The 17519-nt window shown below is 65.9% G+C and carries 14 protein-coding genes; 10 read left to right on the top strand and 4 right to left on the bottom strand.

From position 1 onward, the window contains the following. Nucleotides 1–60: 60 nt before the first annotated feature. Nucleotides 61–2952 (top strand): excinuclease ABC subunit UvrB, encoded by a 2892-nt coding sequence (gene uvrB / locus RDV64_RS04460; protein WP_309198075.1) that lies wholly within the window; start codon nt 61–63, stop codon nt 2950–2952. Between the two features lie 80 nt (nt 2953–3032). After that, nucleotides 3033–3338 (top strand): ATP-dependent Clp protease adapter ClpS, encoded by a 306-nt coding sequence (gene clpS / locus RDV64_RS04465; protein WP_309198076.1) that lies wholly within the window; start codon nt 3033–3035, stop codon nt 3336–3338. A gap of 3 nt (nt 3339–3341) precedes the next feature. Here the strand turns inward: clpS and RDV64_RS04470 are convergent, their stop codons facing one another. Then, complete coding sequence (locus RDV64_RS04470) at nt 3342–4016, bottom strand: glutathione S-transferase N-terminal domain-containing protein (protein ID WP_309198077.1); 675 nt, start codon at nt 4014–4016, stop codon at nt 3342–3344. A 107-nt stretch (nt 4017–4123) separates the two neighbouring features. After that, nucleotides 4124–5128, bottom strand: coding sequence for an aldo/keto reductase (locus RDV64_RS04475; RefSeq protein ID WP_309198078.1), 1005 nt, complete (start codon nt 5126–5128; stop codon nt 4124–4126). Between the two features lie 47 nt (nt 5129–5175). On the opposite strand from RDV64_RS04475, the gene RDV64_RS04480 reads away from it, so the two are divergent. Genes RDV64_RS04480 through RDV64_RS04490 form a run of 3 tightly spaced genes read left to right on the top strand, consistent with a single transcriptional unit; the run spans nt 5176 to nt 8344 of the window. Beyond that, nucleotides 5176–6219, top strand: a complete 1044-nt coding sequence (locus RDV64_RS04480; protein WP_309198079.1) for an SMP-30/gluconolactonase/LRE family protein — start codon at nt 5176–5178, stop codon at nt 6217–6219. Further along, nucleotides 6216–7319 carry an isocitrate/isopropylmalate family dehydrogenase gene (locus tag RDV64_RS04485; RefSeq protein ID WP_309198080.1) on the top strand — a complete coding sequence of 368 codons (1104 nt, stop codon included), beginning with the start codon at nt 6216–6218 and terminating at the stop codon, nt 7317–7319. The genes RDV64_RS04480 and RDV64_RS04485 overlap by 4 nt, the downstream gene beginning before the upstream one ends. Beyond that, nucleotides 7316–8344: a Gfo/Idh/MocA family oxidoreductase gene (locus tag RDV64_RS04490; RefSeq protein ID WP_309198081.1), complete on the top strand. Its 1029-nt coding sequence runs from the start codon at nt 7316–7318 to the stop codon at nt 8342–8344. Before RDV64_RS04485 ends, RDV64_RS04490 begins: the two co-directional genes overlap by 4 nt. Here RDV64_RS04490 and RDV64_RS04495 read toward each other — a convergent pair. Continuing rightward, entirely contained in the window at nt 8341–9825 is a 1485-nt protein-coding gene (locus RDV64_RS04495; RefSeq protein WP_309198082.1) for a sulfatase-like hydrolase/transferase, read from the bottom strand. The two genes, RDV64_RS04490 and RDV64_RS04495, sit on opposite strands and share 4 nt — an antisense overlap. 107 nt (nt 9826–9932) lie before the next feature. Between RDV64_RS04495 and RDV64_RS04500 the strand changes: the two genes are divergently transcribed. The 5 genes from RDV64_RS04500 to RDV64_RS04520 all read left to right on the top strand — a co-directional run bounded on the left by RDV64_RS04500 (nt 9933) and on the right by RDV64_RS04520 (nt 16196). Next, the gene (locus tag RDV64_RS04500; protein WP_309198083.1) at nt 9933–10910 is read left to right on the top strand and encodes a tripartite tricarboxylate transporter substrate binding protein; all 978 of its coding nucleotides are present in this window, start codon (nt 9933–9935) and stop codon (nt 10908–10910) included. Between the two features lie 239 nt (nt 10911–11149). Further along, nucleotides 11150–11584, top strand: coding sequence for a tripartite tricarboxylate transporter TctB family protein (locus tag RDV64_RS04505; protein WP_309198084.1), 435 nt, complete (start codon nt 11150–11152; stop codon nt 11582–11584). 5 nt (nt 11585–11589) lie between these two features. Beyond that, nucleotides 11590–13110 (top strand): tripartite tricarboxylate transporter permease, encoded by a 1521-nt coding sequence (locus RDV64_RS04510; protein WP_309198085.1) that lies wholly within the window; start codon nt 11590–11592, stop codon nt 13108–13110. Further along, the gene (locus RDV64_RS04515; RefSeq protein WP_309198086.1) at nt 13110–14234 is read left to right on the top strand and encodes a mandelate racemase/muconate lactonizing enzyme family protein; all 1125 of its coding nucleotides are present in this window, start codon (nt 13110–13112) and stop codon (nt 14232–14234) included. Before RDV64_RS04510 ends, RDV64_RS04515 begins: the two co-directional genes overlap by 1 nt. Nucleotides 14235–14522: 288 nt before the next feature. Further along, nucleotides 14523–16196: a BCCT family transporter gene (locus RDV64_RS04520; protein ID WP_309198087.1), complete on the top strand. Its 1674-nt coding sequence runs from the start codon at nt 14523–14525 to the stop codon at nt 16194–16196. Between the two features lie 11 nt (nt 16197–16207). Here RDV64_RS04520 and RDV64_RS04525 read toward each other — a convergent pair whose 3' ends face one another. After that, complete coding sequence (locus tag RDV64_RS04525) at nt 16208–17518, bottom strand: branched-chain amino acid ABC transporter permease (RefSeq protein WP_309198088.1); 1311 nt, start codon at nt 17516–17518, stop codon at nt 16208–16210. Between the last annotated feature and the right edge of the window lies 1 nt (nt 17519).

A 17519-nucleotide genomic window follows, 5' to 3' on the forward strand; every position in this document is an offset into this window, starting at 1 on the left:
GGCACCATAGGCCGCAGACCGCTCTTTGAAGCGCACGCCAAGTGCGCCATATGATGACCCATGGCAGACGATGAACACGACCGCGGACTCGAAGAGAGGCCCCAGCGCGCGCTGACCGGCGCCCCGCTGAAGGGCTCGATCGCCGATTGGGCCGACGAGATCGCCTCGGAAAGCAAGGACGAGGCGCCGGCCAGAACGCGCGCGAAGAAGCCTCAGTCCAGCAAGGAAACCCGCGGCCCGGAAACGCGTGCCCGCAAGGCTGACGCGGGCGAGAAGCCGGCCAAGGCGAAAAAGGCTGCCACGAAACCCAAGGCCAAGCGCGGCAAGGACGAGGACGCCCCCGTCCGCTCCTCCCGCGGCACCTCCATGGGCGGCAAGGCGAGCGCGCGCGAACGCGCCGGCGCCGGCCTCAACCCCGTGGCCGGCCTCGACATCACCATGGAAGAGGCCGAGGCGCTCACCCCGTCCGGCGCCACAGCCACCGTCGCCGCGCTGGAAGACCTCATCACCAAGGGTCGGCCCGAGTTTCGCGCCGGCGAGTGGGAGCCCCACCGCCCGCCCCGGCCCGACAAGTCCGAGGGCGGCTACACGCTCACCCTCAAGTCCGAGTACGAGCCGAAGGGCGACCAGCCCACCGCCATCGCCGAGCTGGTGAGCGGCATCAAGGACGAGGACCGCTGCCAGGTTCTCCTCGGCGTCACCGGCTCGGGCAAGACCTACACCATGGCGCAGGTGATCGAGCGCACCCAGCGCCCCGCCCTCATCCTCGCGCCCAACAAGACGCTGGCCGCCCAGCTCTACGGCGAGTTCAAGTCCTTCTTCCCGGACAACGCGGTCGAGTATTTCGTCTCGTACTACGACTACTACCAGCCGGAAGCGTATGTGCCGCGGACGGACACGTACATCGAGAAGGAATCGTCGATCAACGAGCAGATCGACCGGATGCGCCACTCCGCCACCCGCTCGCTGCTGGAGCGGGACGACGTCATCATCGTCGCCTCGGTGTCGTGCATATACGGTATCGGCTCGGTCGAGACCTATACGGCGATGACATTCGCCATCAAGCTCGGCGAACAGCTCGACCAGCGCCAGCTTCTGGCCGACCTCGTGGCGCTGCAATACAAGCGGTCCGACATCAACTTCGTCCGCGGCACCTTTCGCGTGCGCGGCGATACCGTCGAAATCTTCCCGGCGCACTATGAAGACCGGGCGTGGCGCGTCTCCCTGTTTGGGGACGAGGTGGAATCGATCACCGAGTTCGACCCGCTGACCGGCCGCAAGCAGGACGACATGGAGCTGGTGAAGGTCTACGCCAACTCGCACTACGTCACGCCGCGGCCGACGCTCCAGCAGGCGATGAAGTCCATCAAGGCGGAGCTGAAGCACCGGCTGGTGGAGCTGAACAACGCCGGCCGCCTGCTCGAAGCGCAGCGGCTGGAGCAGCGCACCCAGTACGATCTCGAAATGATGGAGGCGACCGGCGCCTGCAACGGCATCGAGAACTATTCGCGCTATCTGACCGGCCGCAAGCCCGGCGAGCCGCCGCCCACCCTGTTCGAGTATCTGCCCGACAATGCGCTCGTCTTCCTCGATGAGAGCCACGTGACGGTGCCGCAGATCGGCGCCATGTACAAAGGCGACTTCCGCCGCAAGGCGACGCTGGCCGAATACGGCTTCCGCCTGCCGTCCTGCATGGACAACCGCCCGCTCCGCTTCGAGGAGTGGGACATGATGCGCCCGCAGACGGTCGCCGTTTCTGCCACCCCGGCAAACTGGGAGATGGAGGAGTCCGGCGGCGTCTTCGTGGAGCAGGTGATCCGCCCCACCGGCCTCATCGACCCGCCGGTGGAGATCCGCCCCGCAAAGCACCAGGTGGACGATGTGCTGGGCGAGATCCGCGCCGTTGCCGACGCCGGCTACCGCACGCTCGTCACGGTCCTCACCAAGCGCATGGCCGAGGACCTGACGGAGTACCTGCACGACCACGGCATCCGCGTTCGCTACATGCACTCCGACATCGACACCATCGAGCGCATCGAGATCATCCGCGACCTGCGGCTCGGCACGTTCGACGTGCTGGTCGGCATCAACCTTCTGCGCGAGGGGCTGGATATTCCCGAATGCGGCCTCGTCGCGATTCTCGACGCCGACAAGGAGGGGTTCCTGCGCTCCGAAACCTCCATGGTGCAGACCATCGGCCGTGCGGCGCGCAACGTCGACGGCCGCGTGATCCTCTACGCCGACAAGATGACCGGCTCCATGGACCGCGCCATTCAGGAAACCAACCGCCGCCGCGAAAAGCAGCTCGCCTACAACGAAGAGCACGGCATCACGCCCGAAAGCGTCAAGCGCAACATTGGCGACATTCTGGAAAGCCTTTACGAGCGGGACCACGTGTCGGTGGACAAGGGCTCGTCGAAGGAGACGCGCGGCATCGGCCACAACATGCGCGTCACGGTCGAGGATCTGGAAAAGCAGATGCGCGACGCCGCCGCCAACCTCGAATTCGAGACCGCGGCGCGGCTGCGCGACGAGATCCAGCGCCTGCAAAAGACCGAGCTTGCCATCGCCGCCGACCCGATGGCCCGCCAGCGCGACATCGAGGCTTCGGCCGGCCGCTACTCAGGCGACCGGGACTACAACGCCTCCGCCAATCTCAAGACGCGCGCCAAAAAACCATCGCTCGACGACATGGGCCCCGGCACCGACCGCGCCAGGGTCAAGCGCGACGAAGCGCCGTTGCCCCCCACCCGCGCCCGCAAGAACGACCTTGACGAGATGACGGTGAAGCGCACCGAAAAGCCGCTGCAAAAGCCGGCGCCTGCGCGGCCCGAGACCGACGACGCCGGCACCATCCGCCGCCACAAGGTCGGCATCGGCAGCCACGAAGACCCGGCCGACGTGAAGAAGGCCGGCCGCCGCAAACGCAAGACCGGCCGGCCCGGCAGCTAGAGAGCATTCAGGAAAAGTGGGGCCGGTTTTCCGCCCGGAATGCGCGACCAGAAAACAGACCAGCGCTCAAAGGTTCAGTCATGAGCAGCACAGACACCGAACTCAAGACGCGGGTGAAGCCGAAGGTGGAGCGGCCCAAGCTCCACAAGGTGATCCTGCTGAACGACGATTTCACACCGCGCCACTTCGTCGTGCGCGTGCTCCAGGCCGTGTTCCGCATTGGCGAGGATCAGGCCGCGCGCATCATGTACGTCGCCCACACCAGAGGCGCCTGCGTGGTCTCGGTCTACCCGAAGGACATTGCCGAGACCAAGGCCGACGAGGCGACCGACCTTGCCAAGGAGGCCGGCCACCCCCTCCAGTTCACGACGGAACCGGAAGAGTAGGCGTCAGGCGAAGTTCGACGGGAAGAGCGCGCGGCGGGTTTCGTCGTCGAAATCTGTCTTGAACGTGAGGCGCTGGGGGAGTTCGCGGGCCTTGGCGACCGCGGGACGGGCGCTCACCGCGTCGTACCAGCGCTTGAGGTTGGGGTAGGCGCCGAGGCCGCCTTCGCCCAGAACGCGCACGTTGCGGTCCACCCAGCCCCATGCCGCCATGTCCGCAATGGTGTAGCCGTCGCCGACGATGAAATCGCGGCCGGCAAGGTGGTCGTCCAGCACCCGGTAGTGGCGATGGGCTTCGAACTTGTAGCGGCGCTTGGCGTAGTCGCCGCCGTTTTCCGCGCCTGCGGTCTGGAAATGGACCCACTGGCCGGAGAACGGGCCGAGGCCCGAAGCCACCCAGAACAGCCAGGACAGAAGCTCGCCCCGGTCGGCCGGATCGCCGAGGAAGGCGCCGTGCTTTTCGGCGAGGTAGAGAAGAATGGCGGTGGAATCGAAGACCCGGACCCCGTCGTCTTCGATGGCTGGCGCCTTGCCGTTGGGGTTGATCTTCAGGAAGGCACCGCTGTGCTGGTCACCCTTGAAGGTGTCGAGCGCAACCGGCTCGTAGGCCGCGCCGAGCTCTTCGAGCAGGAGCGCCACCTTCATGGGGTTGGGCGTCTGGTGAAAATAGAAGCGGATCATCGGGCTATCCTCATGCGGCAAGATCGCAGAGGTGTAGCGCCATGCCGCACGGCAACCAACTATGCGGCATGGCACGTTTTTGTGTTCGACCAACTCCGGAGAGCGTTCTAGCGGGCGACCGGTCGGCCCTCCACCGGATATTGCGGGTCGAAATAGTGGTGCACGACGGTGGAGCCCGTTGGCACGATGCTCTCGGCAAACGCCTCGTCTTCGGCGGTCCACTCAACGTCGGTAGCGCCCAGATAGGCCTCGAACTGCTCCAGCGTGCGCGGCCCGGCAATGGCGCCCGTCACATGGGGGTTCGCCAGCACGAAGGCGATGGCGTAGGCCGACGGCGACACGCCCCGCGCCTTGGCCCGCGCCACGAATTTGTCCGCCGCCTCGATGGTTTCGGGCCGGAACTCGGTCTGCATGATGCGCATGTCCTTGGACGCAGCGCGGCTTCCCTCCGGCACCTCGCCCGAATATTTGCCGGACAGGACGCCGCGGGCGAGCGGGCTGTAGTTGAAGACGCCGATGCCGTAGTGCGCGCAGGCCGGCAGGAGCTCGACCTCGATGACGCGGTAGAGTGCGTGATAATAGGGCTGGCACACCACGGGGCGGGTGATGTTGGCCTCGTCGCACCAGCGGACGATCTCGGCCACGCGCCAGGCGCGGTGGTTGGAAACGCCGATATAGCGGATCTTGCCGGCGCGGGTCAGGTCTTCCAGCGCGCGCACGGTCTCCTGCAGCGGGGTGTCGTGGTCTTCCTTGTGGAGGTAGAGAACGTCCAGATAGTCGGTCCCGAGGCGCTTGAGCGAGCCGTCCACCGCCTTGTTCAGCCACGAGCGGGACAGGCCGCCAAGGTTGGACGCGTCGCCCATGGCATTGGCCGCCTTGCTGGCCACAACCACCTTGTCGCGCTCGGGCGCGATCAGCTTGCCCACCGCAACCTCGGACGCACCGCCGTTGTAAACGTCCGCCGTGTCGATGAAATTGACGCCCGCGTCACGGGCGGCGGCGTAGATCCTGCCGGCCTCGGCGTCATCCGTCCGGCCGCCGAAGGTCATCGTCCCAAGGCAGATCCGGGAGACCGAAAGGCCGCTTCGCCCCAATAAGGTTGTCGGAATCATGTTGCTCGCCCTCCCCTTTGCGCACTCTATGACTTAATCATTCTGGCATGAGCGTTACGGATCACACCGCCCCCGTGTCCAGCGTGAAGTTTTGCGCCGAAGGGCTCGTGCGTCCCGAATGCGTGCTGGCCCACCGCAGCGGGCTCCTGTTTGCGGCGGACTGGACCGGCACCGGCGGCGTGACGGTGATCGACCCGCAATCAGGCCACATCCGCCGCCATCTGGCCAAGGGGATGACCCTCAAGCCCAACGGCATCTGGCTGGAGCCGGGCGGCACGTTTCTGCTCGCCCACCTTGGCGACAGCGATGGCGGCGTCTTCCGCCTCTGGCCGGACGGGCAGGTGGACCCCGTGCTGACCGCGGTTGACGGTGTGCCCCTGCCGCCCACCAACTTCGTGGCTGTCGACAGCGCCGGGCGGCTATACGTGACCGTCAGCACCCGCCACAGCCCCCGGCATCTCGCCGCCCGGCCTGACGTGGCCGACGGTTTCATCGTGATGTTGCCGCCCGGCGGAGACGCGCGCATCGTCGCCGATGGGCTCGGCTACACCAACGAGTGTCTGTTCAGCGCCGACGGCCGGACGCTTTTCGTGAATGAGACATTTGCCCGGCAGACCACCGCGTTCCATGTCGCCGCTGACGGCAGCCTTGCGGACCCCGTGGTGTACGCCCGCTATGGCGACGGCATCTACCCGGACGGGATGGCGCTCGACACCGCAGGCGGGCTTGTGGTGGTGGCGATCATCTCCAACACCGTGGTCCGGGTGACCGGCGAGGGCGCCGAAACGCTCCTTCTGGCGGACCGGGACGAAGCGCGCGTCAGCGCGGTGAACGCTGCCTATGCCAGCGCCTCGCTCACCCGCGCCCTGCTGGACGCGCCGCACGCCGGTCCGCTGCAGAACGTCTCCAGCATCGCCTTTGGCGGGGCCGACATGCGCACGGCCTATCTCGGCTGCCTTCTGGGAGACCGGATTGCATCGTTCGGCGCGCCCTTCCCCGGCGTCGCACCGCCGCACTACGATGTCGACCTTTCCCCGCTTGCCGCAGCTGGCCTGATTGGCGGCAGCATCGCAAAAGGATTTCACCTGTGAGCAATGCGCTTCGCATCGCGGTCCTGCCCGGCGACGGCATCGGGCTGGAAGTGACCCCCGCGGCGCTGGCGGTGGTGGATGCCGCGCTGGCCGCAGCCGGCGCCCCGCCCCTACAGCAGATACCGCTCAGCGTCGGCGCGCAGGCCTTTCTAGACACCGGGACCGACTTTTCCGACGAGGCCAGGCGCACCTGCACCGAGGCCGACGCGATCTTTCTCGGCGCAATGGGCCTGCCCGCCGTGCGCAAGGCGGACGGGACGGAGATTGTCCCGCAGATCGACCTGCGTTTCCTCCTCGACCTTTATGCCGGCGTGCGGCCTACCAGAGCCATTCCGGGCGTGCCCACCCCCCTTGCCGACCCGCGCGCCGCAACCATCGACTTTGCGCTGGTGCGCGAATCCACCGAGGGTCTGTTTGCCTCCCTCGGCAAGGGCTACGTGGAAGACGACGCGCGGGCGTTCGACACGCAGATGATCACGCGCGCGGTCACCGAAAAGGTGAGCCGGTTTGCGTTCGACCTCGCCGAACGCCGCGCCGAGCGCCCCGCCGGCAAATCACGCCCGCCAAAAGTCACGCTGATCGACAAGGCCAACGTGTTCGTGTCCTTCGCCTTCATGCGCAAGGTGTTCGACGAGGTGGCCGCCACCCGCACCACCGCCGCGGACCGGATGTACGTCGATGCCTCCACGCTGTCGTTCCTGCAAAGGCCCTGGGATTTCGACGTGATCCTCACCGAGAACATGTTCGGCGATATCCTGTCCGACCTTGCCGCCGGGCTGATCGGCGGGATGGGCTATGCGCCCTCGGCAGACATTGGCGATGGCCATGCCGTGTTCCAGCCGGCCCACGGCACCGCGCCGGACATCATGGGCACCGGCAAGGCCAACCCCACCGCCGCCATCTTGTCCGGCGGGCTGATGCTGGACTGGCTGGGCACCCGCCACCAGCTTCCGGCACTGCTGGATGCGGGCCATATCATCGAGCGGGCGGTGGATGCAGCCTTTGCCACCGGCCGCCTGCGCACCGCGGAGCTGGGCGGCACATCGGGCATCCGTGAGGTGACGGACGGCGTCCTGGCCGCGGTCCGCGCCGGCGCATGACGCCTGCGCTCAAGGTCGCGACCATCGGTGCCGGCTATTTCAGCCAGTTCCACCATGCGGCGTGGATGGCCGAACCGCGCGTCCACCTCGCCGCCGTCTGCGACCTCGACCCCGCCCGCGCCGCAACGCTTGCCCGAACCTACCGCGCCCCGCGCAGCTACACCGACCCGGCCGAAATGCTGGCGGCCGAGCGGCCCGATCTGGTGGACATCATCACCCCGCCAGACAGCCACCGCGCGCTCGTTGCCCTTGCCGCCAGCCACGGCATTGACGCGGTGTGCCAGAAGGCATTCACCCGCTCGCTCACCGAGGCACGGGAGACGGCCGCACTTGCGGAGGCCGCCGGCATCACGCTGGTGGTGCACGAAAACTTCCGCTTTTCGCCATGGTATCGCGCCGCGCACGGGCTGATCGGGAGCGGAGCGCTGGGCGAAGTCTACCAGGCCGCCTTCCGCCTGCGTCCCGGTGACGGGCAGGGCCCGCAGGCCTACCTCGACCGGCAGCCCTATTTTCAGACGATGGAGCGGTTTCTGGTCCACGAAACCGCAATCCACTTCATCGACACGTTCCGTTATCTCCTCGGCGAACCGGACACGGTCTATGCGGACCTGCGCACTCTCAATCCGGCAGTCAGCGGTGAGGATGCGGGGCATATCCTGTTCGGTTTCGGCAACGCGCGCGCCCTCTTCGACGGCAACCGCCTTGCGGACCATGCGGCAGAAAACCGGCGCCTCACCATGGGCGAACTCACCATCGAAGGCAGCGCCGCGACGCTGCGGGTCTATGGCGACGGCACGCTCACCGTGCGCCGCTTTGGCGAAAACGTGGAGGAGGCAAAGCCGTTGCGGTTCGACGCGGCCCTTTTTGCCGGCGGTGCGGTGGCCGCGCTTCAGGCCCACGTGGTCGACCATTTTGTCAACGGCGCGCCACTGGAAAACACGGCGCGGGACTATCTGCGCAACCTGGAGCTGGAGGACGCCATCTATCGCTCCGCGGCAACGGGCGCCAGGCTCGCAGTCGGCTAGCCAGCGCCCACGATGATGGCGGGGTCGGTAAGCGGTGGCTGCGGATAGTGGATGCCGCGCTGGCCGGACAGGCCGCGGTTGACCACGGCGGGCACCGGCGTCGGCCCCCGCCCCACAAGTCGCCCGCCTTCCACCGCATCAAGGTCCTCGCCGTAAAGATTTTCAATGAGCACCGCCGTCAACCGCGCACGGGTATCGGTCACGGCAGCGTCGGCGGAGAGGTCGCGGCATTCGTGCGGATCGCCCGCAAGATCGAAGAGCTGGACCACGTTGCCATCGGGATACCAGATCAGCTTGTAGCGGCCGTCGGTCACCATCCGGGTCGCCTTGGGGCCTTCGAGCGCCTCGCAGTAAAGCGTTTCGCGCGGGTCGCCCAGCATGGAGCGGCCATCGCAGCTTTCGGGAATGGGGATGCCCGCAATGTCGAGCATTGTGGGCATCACGTCGGCAAGGCCCACGGGGCGATGGTCGACCTCACCGGCCGCGATGCGCGAAAAGCCCTTGGGTCCGGTAAGGATCATCGGGACGCGGGCCGAACCTTCGTACATCAGCCGCTTGGCGTAGAGGCCGAAGTCGCCCAGCATGTCGCCATGGTCGCCGGTGACGAGGATGACGGTGTTGTCCAGCACCCCCTCCTCGCGCAGCGTGCCGATGACGAGGCGCAGTTGCGCGTCGATCTGGGTGCACTGGGCGTAGAACGCGCGGCGCATGTCGGCCAGCGCCTCCGGGCCGAGCTGGTGCCAGAAGGTGCGCACGGCCTCCAGCGCGTAGGGTTGCGGCCCGTCCGCCCAGTCCGCCCGCAGCGCCTTTGGCATGGTGCGCCGCGCATAACGCTCGAAATAGGCCGCCAGCGGCACGATGGGCGGGTGCGGATGGGTGTAGGAAAGATACCACAGCGCTGGCCGCGTCGGGTCTCGCCGCTTGATGGTCCGGCACATGGCCGCCGTCGTCCAGTTGGTGACGTGGCAGTCCTCCGGCAGGTGGAAGGTGCGCCAGCCATAATCGTTGTTGGACATGGCGTGGGCGTAGCCCTGACCCACATGGCCGCGGTCGGCCAGGTGAATGTCGTAATCGTCCACCGCGCCCAGCTGGGGGCGGCCTTCCTCGGCAATCAGCGCATCGTCGAAGCCGATCCGGTCGCGCGGCGGATAGGCGTGCAGCTTGCCGACGGCAAAGGTCTGGTACCCGGCATCGGAGAACGTGCCGGCGAGGGTCGGCACGTCCTTCGGCATCGTGAGTGCCGGCTGGAAGGTGCGGTCACCGTGGGTGCGCGGGGTCTGGCCGGTCATCAGTGTGCGCCGCGCGGGAATGCAGATGGGGCACTCCGAATAGGCGCGGTCGAAGCGGGTGCCGGCGGCAGCGAGCGTATCCAGCGTCGGCGTTTCGATGGTCTCGTGACCCTGATGCTGCATCAACGGCGCCGGCCACTGGTCGAATGTAATAATCAGAATATTGGTGGGGTCGCCTTCAGAATATTGCATTCGGCTCTAAGCTCTCTCGCTTGTCAGCGTGGGGTCCGACGTTTAGCCTAACCACCTCAAAGGTCCCGCGTAAGACGGGACAACAACGACAAGCAGGGAGAAACACCATGAAATTCGTGGTCAAAACTGCGCTCGCCGCAGCATTGATGCTCGGCACGTCCGGCGGTGCCATGGCCGAGTGGCCGGAAAAGCCGGTCAAGGTCGTCGTGCCGTTCGGTGCCGGCGGCACGTCGGACCAGATCACCCGCGCCTTCGCGGCCGCCATCGAGGAGAACGACCTTCTCCCCGAGCCGATCACCGTCATCAACGTCGGCGGGCACTATTCTGTCGGCGCGCGGCAGGTGATGGAGGCGAACGCCGACGGCTACACCTTCCTCACCCTGCATATCGCGCTGATGGGCGGTGAAGGGGGCGGCGTGTTCGACTTCGGCTACCGCGACTACAAACCTGTAGCGACCACCGGCGAGTTCTGCGTCATCCCGATGGTGCGCAAGGACAGCGGCATCGACAGCGTCGAGCAACTTCTGGAAAAGGCGAAGGCGGAGCCCGATACGCTGATTTTCGGGGCCAACCTCGGCGCCATCAACCACATGGGCGGCGTGATGCTGCAGAACCTGGTGGACGGGGCGAAATTCCGCTTCGTGCAGATTGGCGGCGGCACGGCCAACTACACCGCGCTCACCGGCGCGCAGACTGCGGCCACGGTGCTGTCTGCCGCGGAAGTCGCCAACTTCACGATGGGGCCGGACGGCAAGCCGCTGGAAGACGCGCAGATCAAGCCGCTCGCCTACACCGGCGCCGAACGGGTGAAGCACCTGCCGGACCTGCCGACCATGAAAGAGCTCGGCTACGACATGAACTACTGCATCCAGTCGTGGTGGTTTGCGCCCAAGGACACACCGCAGGAGGCCGTCGACGGGATGGCCAATGCCCTTGAGGCGGCCATGGGGACCGAGCGGATCGAAAAATTCTTCGATTCCAAGATGTTCGCCCCGGTGTTCCTGAAGGGCGAGGCGATGCAGGCCTCGCTGGACGAGACCTGGGAAAAGATCGAGCCCATCGCCAAGCAGGCCTCGAAGAAATAGCGCCGGCCCGGCGCGCGCCAACGCAAAGCCCGGCGGCCCTGCCGCCGCGCCTTCGGTCCCGCGCGCCGCCCCTGCCATAAGGCGCCCGGTGCGGCTCGACCGCCCGTTCGGGCGCGCCGGACACTCTCACCGGACGTCCGTCTGAAACAGCCTGCCGGCGATCGCCGGCGGATTTTCCGCGCCGCCAACCACAATCTGGAACCAAGATGCCAAGCCGCACTGCACGCTGGGAAATTGGGGTGGCCGCTGCGTTCATCGCCGGCTGCCTCGCCGTGCTCTGGGAAACGCGTGACATTCCGCCAGGCACGTTCGAGCCGCTGGGTTCGGCCCCCGTCCCGCAGGGGGTTGCAGCGCTCATCATCGCGCTGTGTCTCGCCGTCATTGCCCCCGCGCTGCGCCGTCCGGCGGAAGTGGCGCCGGACCCCGGCTATACGCCGCGCCCGCTGGATGCAGCCATGGTGGCCGGCCTCACCATCGCCTACGTCGCAATGATGCAGGCGCGGCTGTTGGATTTTGCCCCCCTGACCGCCCTCTTCCTCTTTGTGACGATTGCGTTTCTGACCCGGCTTCGCCTGCGCGCCATGCCCACAGCCGCGCTGGTGGCCGTGGTGACCGGCTGGGGCTGCCAGTACGTGTTCACCCGCGTCTTCGTCGTCGACCTTCCGGGGCTTTAGCAACCATGTTCGATGCCCTCTTCGGCGCGCTGGCCAACCTTGCACAGCCGCTGCCCTTTGCGCTGATCCTGCTCGGCACCGTTCTCGGCATCGTCGTCGGCGCCATTCCGGGCCTCTCCGGTGCCATGCTGATTGCGCTCACCCTGCCGCTCACCTTCTACATGGAGCCGGTCAACGCCATCGTCCTCCTCATCGGCATGTACGTGGGTTCCATCACCGGCGGCCTCATCACCGCCACCATGCTCCGGATGCCGGGCACGCCCTCCAACGTCGTCACCACGTTCGACGGGCATCCGATGGCCGAATCCGGCCGCCCCGGCCGCGCGCTCGGGCTTGGCATCTCCGCCTCGTTCGTCGGCGGTCTGGTGTCGTGGGTGGTGCTTCTGTTTCTCGCCAAGCCGCTTTCGGTCTGGGCGACACGGTTCGGCCCGTTCGAGTATTTCACCCTCATCATGATGGCGATGGTGCTGATCGCGTCCGTCAGCCAAGGCTCCATGGTGAAGGGGCTGATTGCAGGCTTTCTCGGCATGCTCGTCTCCATGCCCGGCGTCGACCCTTCGGCCGGTCAGCCGCGGATGACGTGGGACTGGTACATGCTGAATGGCGGGCTGAAGCTCCTGCCCGTCCTCATCGGCGTTTTTGCCGTCAGCCAGATCATTGGCGACATGGTGGCCATCGGCAAGACCATCAAGCGCGTCGAATCCTCGATGACCGGGCTCTTCATGTCCCTGAAGGACTGGCGCGATCAGGCGTTCAACCTGATCCGATCGTCGCTGATCGGCACGTTCGTGGGCATTCTGCCCGGCATCGGCGCCTCCATCGGGTCCATTCTGGCCTACACCTCCGCCAAGAACATGAGCCGCACGCCGGAGAAGTTCGGCAAGGGTTCGGAGGAAGGCATCGTCGCCTCGGAAGCGGCCAACAACGCCACCGTCGGCGGCGCGCTGATCCCGCTGATTGCGATGGGCATTCCGGGCTCGGTGATCGACGCGATCCTGATCGGCGCCCTGATGATCCACTCCCTTCAGCCGGGGCCGACGCTGTTCATCACCAACCCCGAGGTGGTCTGGGCGATGATCGCGTCGTGTCTGGTCGCCACCATAATGATGTACGGCGTGATGATGGGCGCCGTGCGCTACGTGGCGATGGTGATGTACATCCCGCGGGTCTACCTGCTGCCGGTCATTCTGGTGTTCTGCATCGTCGGCGCCTTCGCGCTCGACAACACCATGTTCGACGTGTGGGTCATGCTGATCTTCGGCGTGGTCGGCTTTGCCATGGAAAAAGCCGGATTTCCGCTCGGCCCGTTCGTCATCGGCTTCGTTCTGGCGCCGTTGATGGAGTCCAAATTGCGGACCGGGCTGATGATGACCAATGGCTCGCTGGAACCGATGTTCACACGGCCCCTACCTATTATCTTTTTGATTATAGCTGTTATTCTTCTAATAATGCCTTTCTTCCGGAGCTGGCGCGAGCGACAGTTTCGGGGACGGGCCGCTGCGACCACAGACGAAACGGCTGAATAATGCACGATCTCGCCTTCAGTATCCGCACTGTTCGCGCGACCTGCCTGCGCGCCCCGCTGGACCGCCCGATGCGCAACGCCTTCGGCGCCATCGACAATCGCCCCGCACTCCTGATCGAGCTTGAGCTCGACGATGGTGTGACCGGGCTTGGCGAGGTCTTCTGCAACTTCCCCGTCTTCTCGCAATTCCACAAGGCGCGGATCATCAACGAGATGCTGGGGCCGATGATCACCGGCGCCTCGTTCGATTCGCCCGAAGCGATGAGCAACCATCTCGCCCGCGTCACCCACCGCATCGCCCTCCAGTCTGGCGAGCCTGGGCCGTTTTCGCAGGTGATTGCGGGGCTGGATGTGGCCGCGTGGGATGCTGTCGCCCAGCGCGCCGGCACGCCGCTTTGGCGCCTCCTGGCACCGGACGCGCACAGCCGCGTTCTGACCGCCTACGCCAGCGGGATCGACAGTGTCGACATTCAGACGCTGATCCCGCCGCTGCAACAGGCCGGCTGGCGTGCCTACAAGCTCAAGGTCGGGTTCGGCGCCGAGGAAGACCGCCGCGGCCTTGGTGAGCTTCGCGCGGCGGCAGGCCCGGATGCGAGCCTGATGGTGGATGCCAACCAGGCATGGGATTTTTCCGAAGCCGAGCGGCAGATCCGGCTTCTGGCCGACGAGGGCCTGCACTGGATCGAGGAACCCATTGCGGCCGACCGCCCGTCCGACGAATGGTCCGTCCTGGCCGAAATCGGCCCGGCGATCGCAGGCGGCGAGAACATCCGCGGCGATGACGGCTTCGAACTTGCCATCGACGCCGGGATCGAGGTGCTCCAGCCCGACGTCATCAAGTGGGGCGGCATCTCCGGCACGGTGCGGATTGCGCAGATGGCGCGCAAAGCCGGGATCCTGTGGGCACCGCATTATCTGGCCAGCGGGGTTGGCCTTGCCGCCAGCGCGCACGTGGCGGTGGCCTGCGATGCCGGGTTCATGGAATTTGACGTGAACCCCAATCCGCTGCGCGAGGGGCTCCTCGGCGGGGCGGTTCTCGTCGAGGACGGTCAGATCCATCTGGCCGACCGTTCCGGGCACGGCGCTATTCCCGATCCCGAGGTGATCGCGCGCTACCGCGTCTGATTCAGCGCATCGGCTGCTGAAAAACGATACGAAATTCGCCTGTTGCAGGCGCAGCCGGTTGTAACGCCGGTCTAAATTTGTTCGATTGAACACCATCGACGATCGCTGATGCAGGCACACCACCTGCTTTCCCCTTCCGCATGGTCACACCACGCGGCGGGAAAAGTGCTGTTTCGTGGTGCTGCGCGGCGACCCACGGTCGTCATGCGCCTCTTTCAGCGACGCCTAATCACAAGGAGACGTCAGTCATCACACTCAAATCAACCCAAGTCCTGAAGGAGACCATGCATGGCCTCATCTGACAACACACCACCCGTCCCTGAACCGTCGACCATCACCGGCGCACCGGAGACCGACTACGAGGTCGGGCAGGACAACATCCAGGTCATGGGCCTCGATGTTCATAACCCGGTGTTCTTCGTCTCCGCTATCGTGATCGTCGCGTTCGTCATCCTGACGCTGATTTTCCAGGAAAGCGCCGACCATTTCTTCACCTGGCTTCGGCCCACGCTCACGAACATGTTCGACTGGTCGCTGCTGAGCATCGGCAACATCTTCGTCCTGTTCGCGATTTTCCTCGTGCTCAGCCCGCTGGGGTCCGTGCGGCTCGGCGGTGCGGACGCAAAGCCCGACTACACCTACGCGGGCTGGTTCGCGATGCTGTTTGCCGCCGGCATGGGCATCGGCCTCATGTATTTCGGCGTCTCCGAACCGCTCTCGCACTATAGCTCGTCGTTCGGCGGTGTCGTTTTGGGTGACGACGGTTTGCGCACCGACTGGGCCCCGCTCGGCGGTGCTGCCGGCAACGCGGACGCTGCGCGTGAACTTGCGATGGGCGCGACCATCTTCCACTGGGGCCTTCACCCGTGGGCGATCTACGCCATCGTGGCGCTTTCCCTCGCCTTCTTCGCCTACAACCGCGGTCTGCCGCTGACCCTTCGGTCGGCGTTCTATCCGATCCTGGGCGAACGGGTCTGGGGCTGGCCGGGCCATGTCATCGACACGCTCGCCGTGTTTGCGACGCTGTTCGGTCTTGCCACCTCGCTCGGCTTCGGCGCGGAGCAGGCAATGGCGGGTCTCGAATATCTCTTCGGCATCGAAGAGACGGACGTGGGCAAAAGCGTTCTGATCCTCTGCATCACCGCAGTCGCGCTGGTCTCCGTGGTTGCGGGGCTCGATGCCGGCGTCAAGCGGCTGTCCGAGATCAACATGGTGCTGGCAGCCCTTCTCCTGGCGTTCATCTTCTTCGCCGGGCCGACGCTCGTCATCGCCACCGGCGTTCTCGACAACACGGTGGCCTACTTCAAGACGCTGCTACCGCTGTCGAACCCGTTCGGCAGGACTGACCAGAACTTCATGCAGGGATGGACAGCGTTCTACTGGGCGTGGTGGATCTCCTGGTCGCCGTTCGTGGGCATGTTCATCGCCCGCGTGTCGCGGGGGCGGACCGTGCGTGAGTTCGTCATCTGCGTGATCCTGGTGCCGACCATCGTCTCGATCATCTGGATGAGCACGTTCGGTGGCGCGGCCATCAACCAGGTGATTGCGGAAGGCCACCAGGCCATCGCGGACGCCAGCCAGGACACCAAGCTGTTCCTGATGCTGGAGGACTTCCCGTTCACGCAGTTTGCCTCGTTCATCGGCATCACGCTGGTGATCGTGTTCTTCGTCACCTCGTCGGACTCCGGCTCGCTGGTGATCGACACCATCACCGCGGGCGGCAAGATCGACGCGCCGGTGAGCCAGCGCGTGTTCTGGGCAACCTTCGAGGGGGTGGTGGCGATCGTCCTGCTGCTCGGCGGCGGGCTCAGCGCCCTTCAGTCCGCAGCGGTCGCGACGGGCATCCCGTTCGCGTTCATCTTGCTGGCGATGATGATCTCAACGCTCAAGGGGCTGACCCAGGAGCGTGCCGAGCTGAAGGCGCACCGCAAGCTCACGAAATCGTCCCAGCCGGCCGAATGATCGGCTGACGCCTAACGACGCTGCGCCTCGGGGATAATCCCCCGGGGCGCAAACCGCAGCACCAGAAGCAGCACGACGCCCATCACCACCAGGCGCATCTGCGCCGCGTTGTCCAGAAGGTGATTGCGGACGGGGCTGTCCTCGCCGAGCCAGAAAGTGGCGTTGTCGATGAGGATGGTGCCCATGGGTTCGGCCTGCACCCAGGTGAACCACACCACGAAGGCGCCGATGGTGGCCCCCCAGTTGTTGCCGGACCCGCCGACAATCACCATCACCCAGATCAGGAACGTGAAGCGCAGCGGCTGGTAGGAGCCCGGCGTGAACTGGCCGTCGAGCGTGGTCAGCATCGCACCGGCAACGCCGATCACGCCGGAGCCGATGACGAACACCAGAAGGTGCAGCTTCTTCACGTCCTTGCCCATGGCACCGGCCGCGGTCTCGTTGTCGCGCACCGCGCGCATCATCCGGCCCCAGGGCGAGACCAGCGCCTTCTGCGCCAGCCACAGGATGGCGCCCAGCACCGCCACGAACAGCGCGATATAGCCAAGCTTGACCACGAGCGACGACAACTCGATGGAGCCCAGAGGAAGCGAGGCGGCAAGGTCGGCAAACCAGGCCTCTTCGCGCAGCTCCACCTCATAGGGGACCGGACGCGGCAGGCCGACGACGTTCTTCACGCCGCGCGCCATCCAGTCTTCGTTCATCAGGGCAGCGATGATGATTTCGGAGACGCCGAGGGTGGCAATGGCGAGGTAGTCGGCCCGCAGGCCAAGCGCGATCTTGCCGATCACGAAGGCGGCCGCGGCAGCGAACAGCCCGCCGACGATCCAGCTGAGAAGCACCGGCAGACCCGCGCCGCCGAGGAAACCGGCAAAGGACGGATCAACGTCCTCGATCGCCTCCGTGGCTGGCCCCAAAACGGATGCCGCCAGAATGAACGCCGCAATGGCGCCCGCCACAGTGAGCAGGCCGCGCAAAAAGCCCGTGGACACCCGGCGCAGCGCCAGGATCGCAACGGCAAAGCCGACGATGACGAGAAGAGTGAGAAGCACGCCGTGGCCGCCGGCGGCCCAGGCTTCGGGCACCGGCTCGGACGCCACCAGCACAACGGCGAGGCCGCCCAGAGCGGTAAATCCCATGACGCCGAAATTGACGAGGCCGGCGTAGCCCCATTGCATGTTGATGCCGAGCGCCATGACGGCCGACACCAGACACATGTTCAGAATGGAAAAAGCGAACGACCAGCTCTGAAAGATGCCGGTGAGCGCTACAAGACCAAAGAAGATGATGAAAGGAAGGACGGACCTGAGATTGGAATTCATG

This window comes from Acuticoccus sp. MNP-M23 (genome assembly GCF_031195445.1).
Taxonomy (GTDB): domain Bacteria; phylum Pseudomonadota; class Alphaproteobacteria; order Rhizobiales; family Amorphaceae; genus Acuticoccus.

Coding starts and splice junctions, on each gene's coding strand:
- RDV64_RS04490 (WP_309198081.1), top strand. CDS start 7,316: ATGACGCCTGCGCTCAAGGTCGCGACCATCGGTGCCGGCTATTTCAGC.
- RDV64_RS04520 (WP_309198087.1), top strand. CDS start 14,523: ATGGCCTCATCTGACAACACACCACCCGTCCCTGAACCGTCGACCATC.
- RDV64_RS04525 (WP_309198088.1), bottom strand. CDS start 17,518: ATGAATTCCAATCTCAGGTCCGTCCTTCCTTTCATCATCTTCTTTGGT.
- RDV64_RS04515 (WP_309198086.1), top strand. CDS start 13,110: ATGCACGATCTCGCCTTCAGTATCCGCACTGTTCGCGCGACCTGCCTG.
- RDV64_RS04470 (WP_309198077.1), bottom strand. CDS start 4,016: ATGATCCGCTTCTATTTTCACCAGACGCCCAACCCCATGAAGGTGGCG.
- RDV64_RS04510 (WP_309198085.1), top strand. CDS start 11,590: ATGTTCGATGCCCTCTTCGGCGCGCTGGCCAACCTTGCACAGCCGCTG.
- RDV64_RS04500 (WP_309198083.1), top strand. CDS start 9,933: ATGAAATTCGTGGTCAAAACTGCGCTCGCCGCAGCATTGATGCTCGGC.
- RDV64_RS04495 (WP_309198082.1), bottom strand. CDS start 9,825: ATGCAATATTCTGAAGGCGACCCCACCAATATTCTGATTATTACATTC.
- clpS (WP_309198076.1), top strand. CDS start 3,033: ATGAGCAGCACAGACACCGAACTCAAGACGCGGGTGAAGCCGAAGGTG.
- uvrB (WP_309198075.1), top strand. CDS start 61: ATGGCAGACGATGAACACGACCGCGGACTCGAAGAGAGGCCCCAGCGC.
- RDV64_RS04480 (WP_309198079.1), top strand. CDS start 5,176: ATGAGCGTTACGGATCACACCGCCCCCGTGTCCAGCGTGAAGTTTTGC.
- RDV64_RS04475 (WP_309198078.1), bottom strand. CDS start 5,128: ATGATTCCGACAACCTTATTGGGGCGAAGCGGCCTTTCGGTCTCCCGG.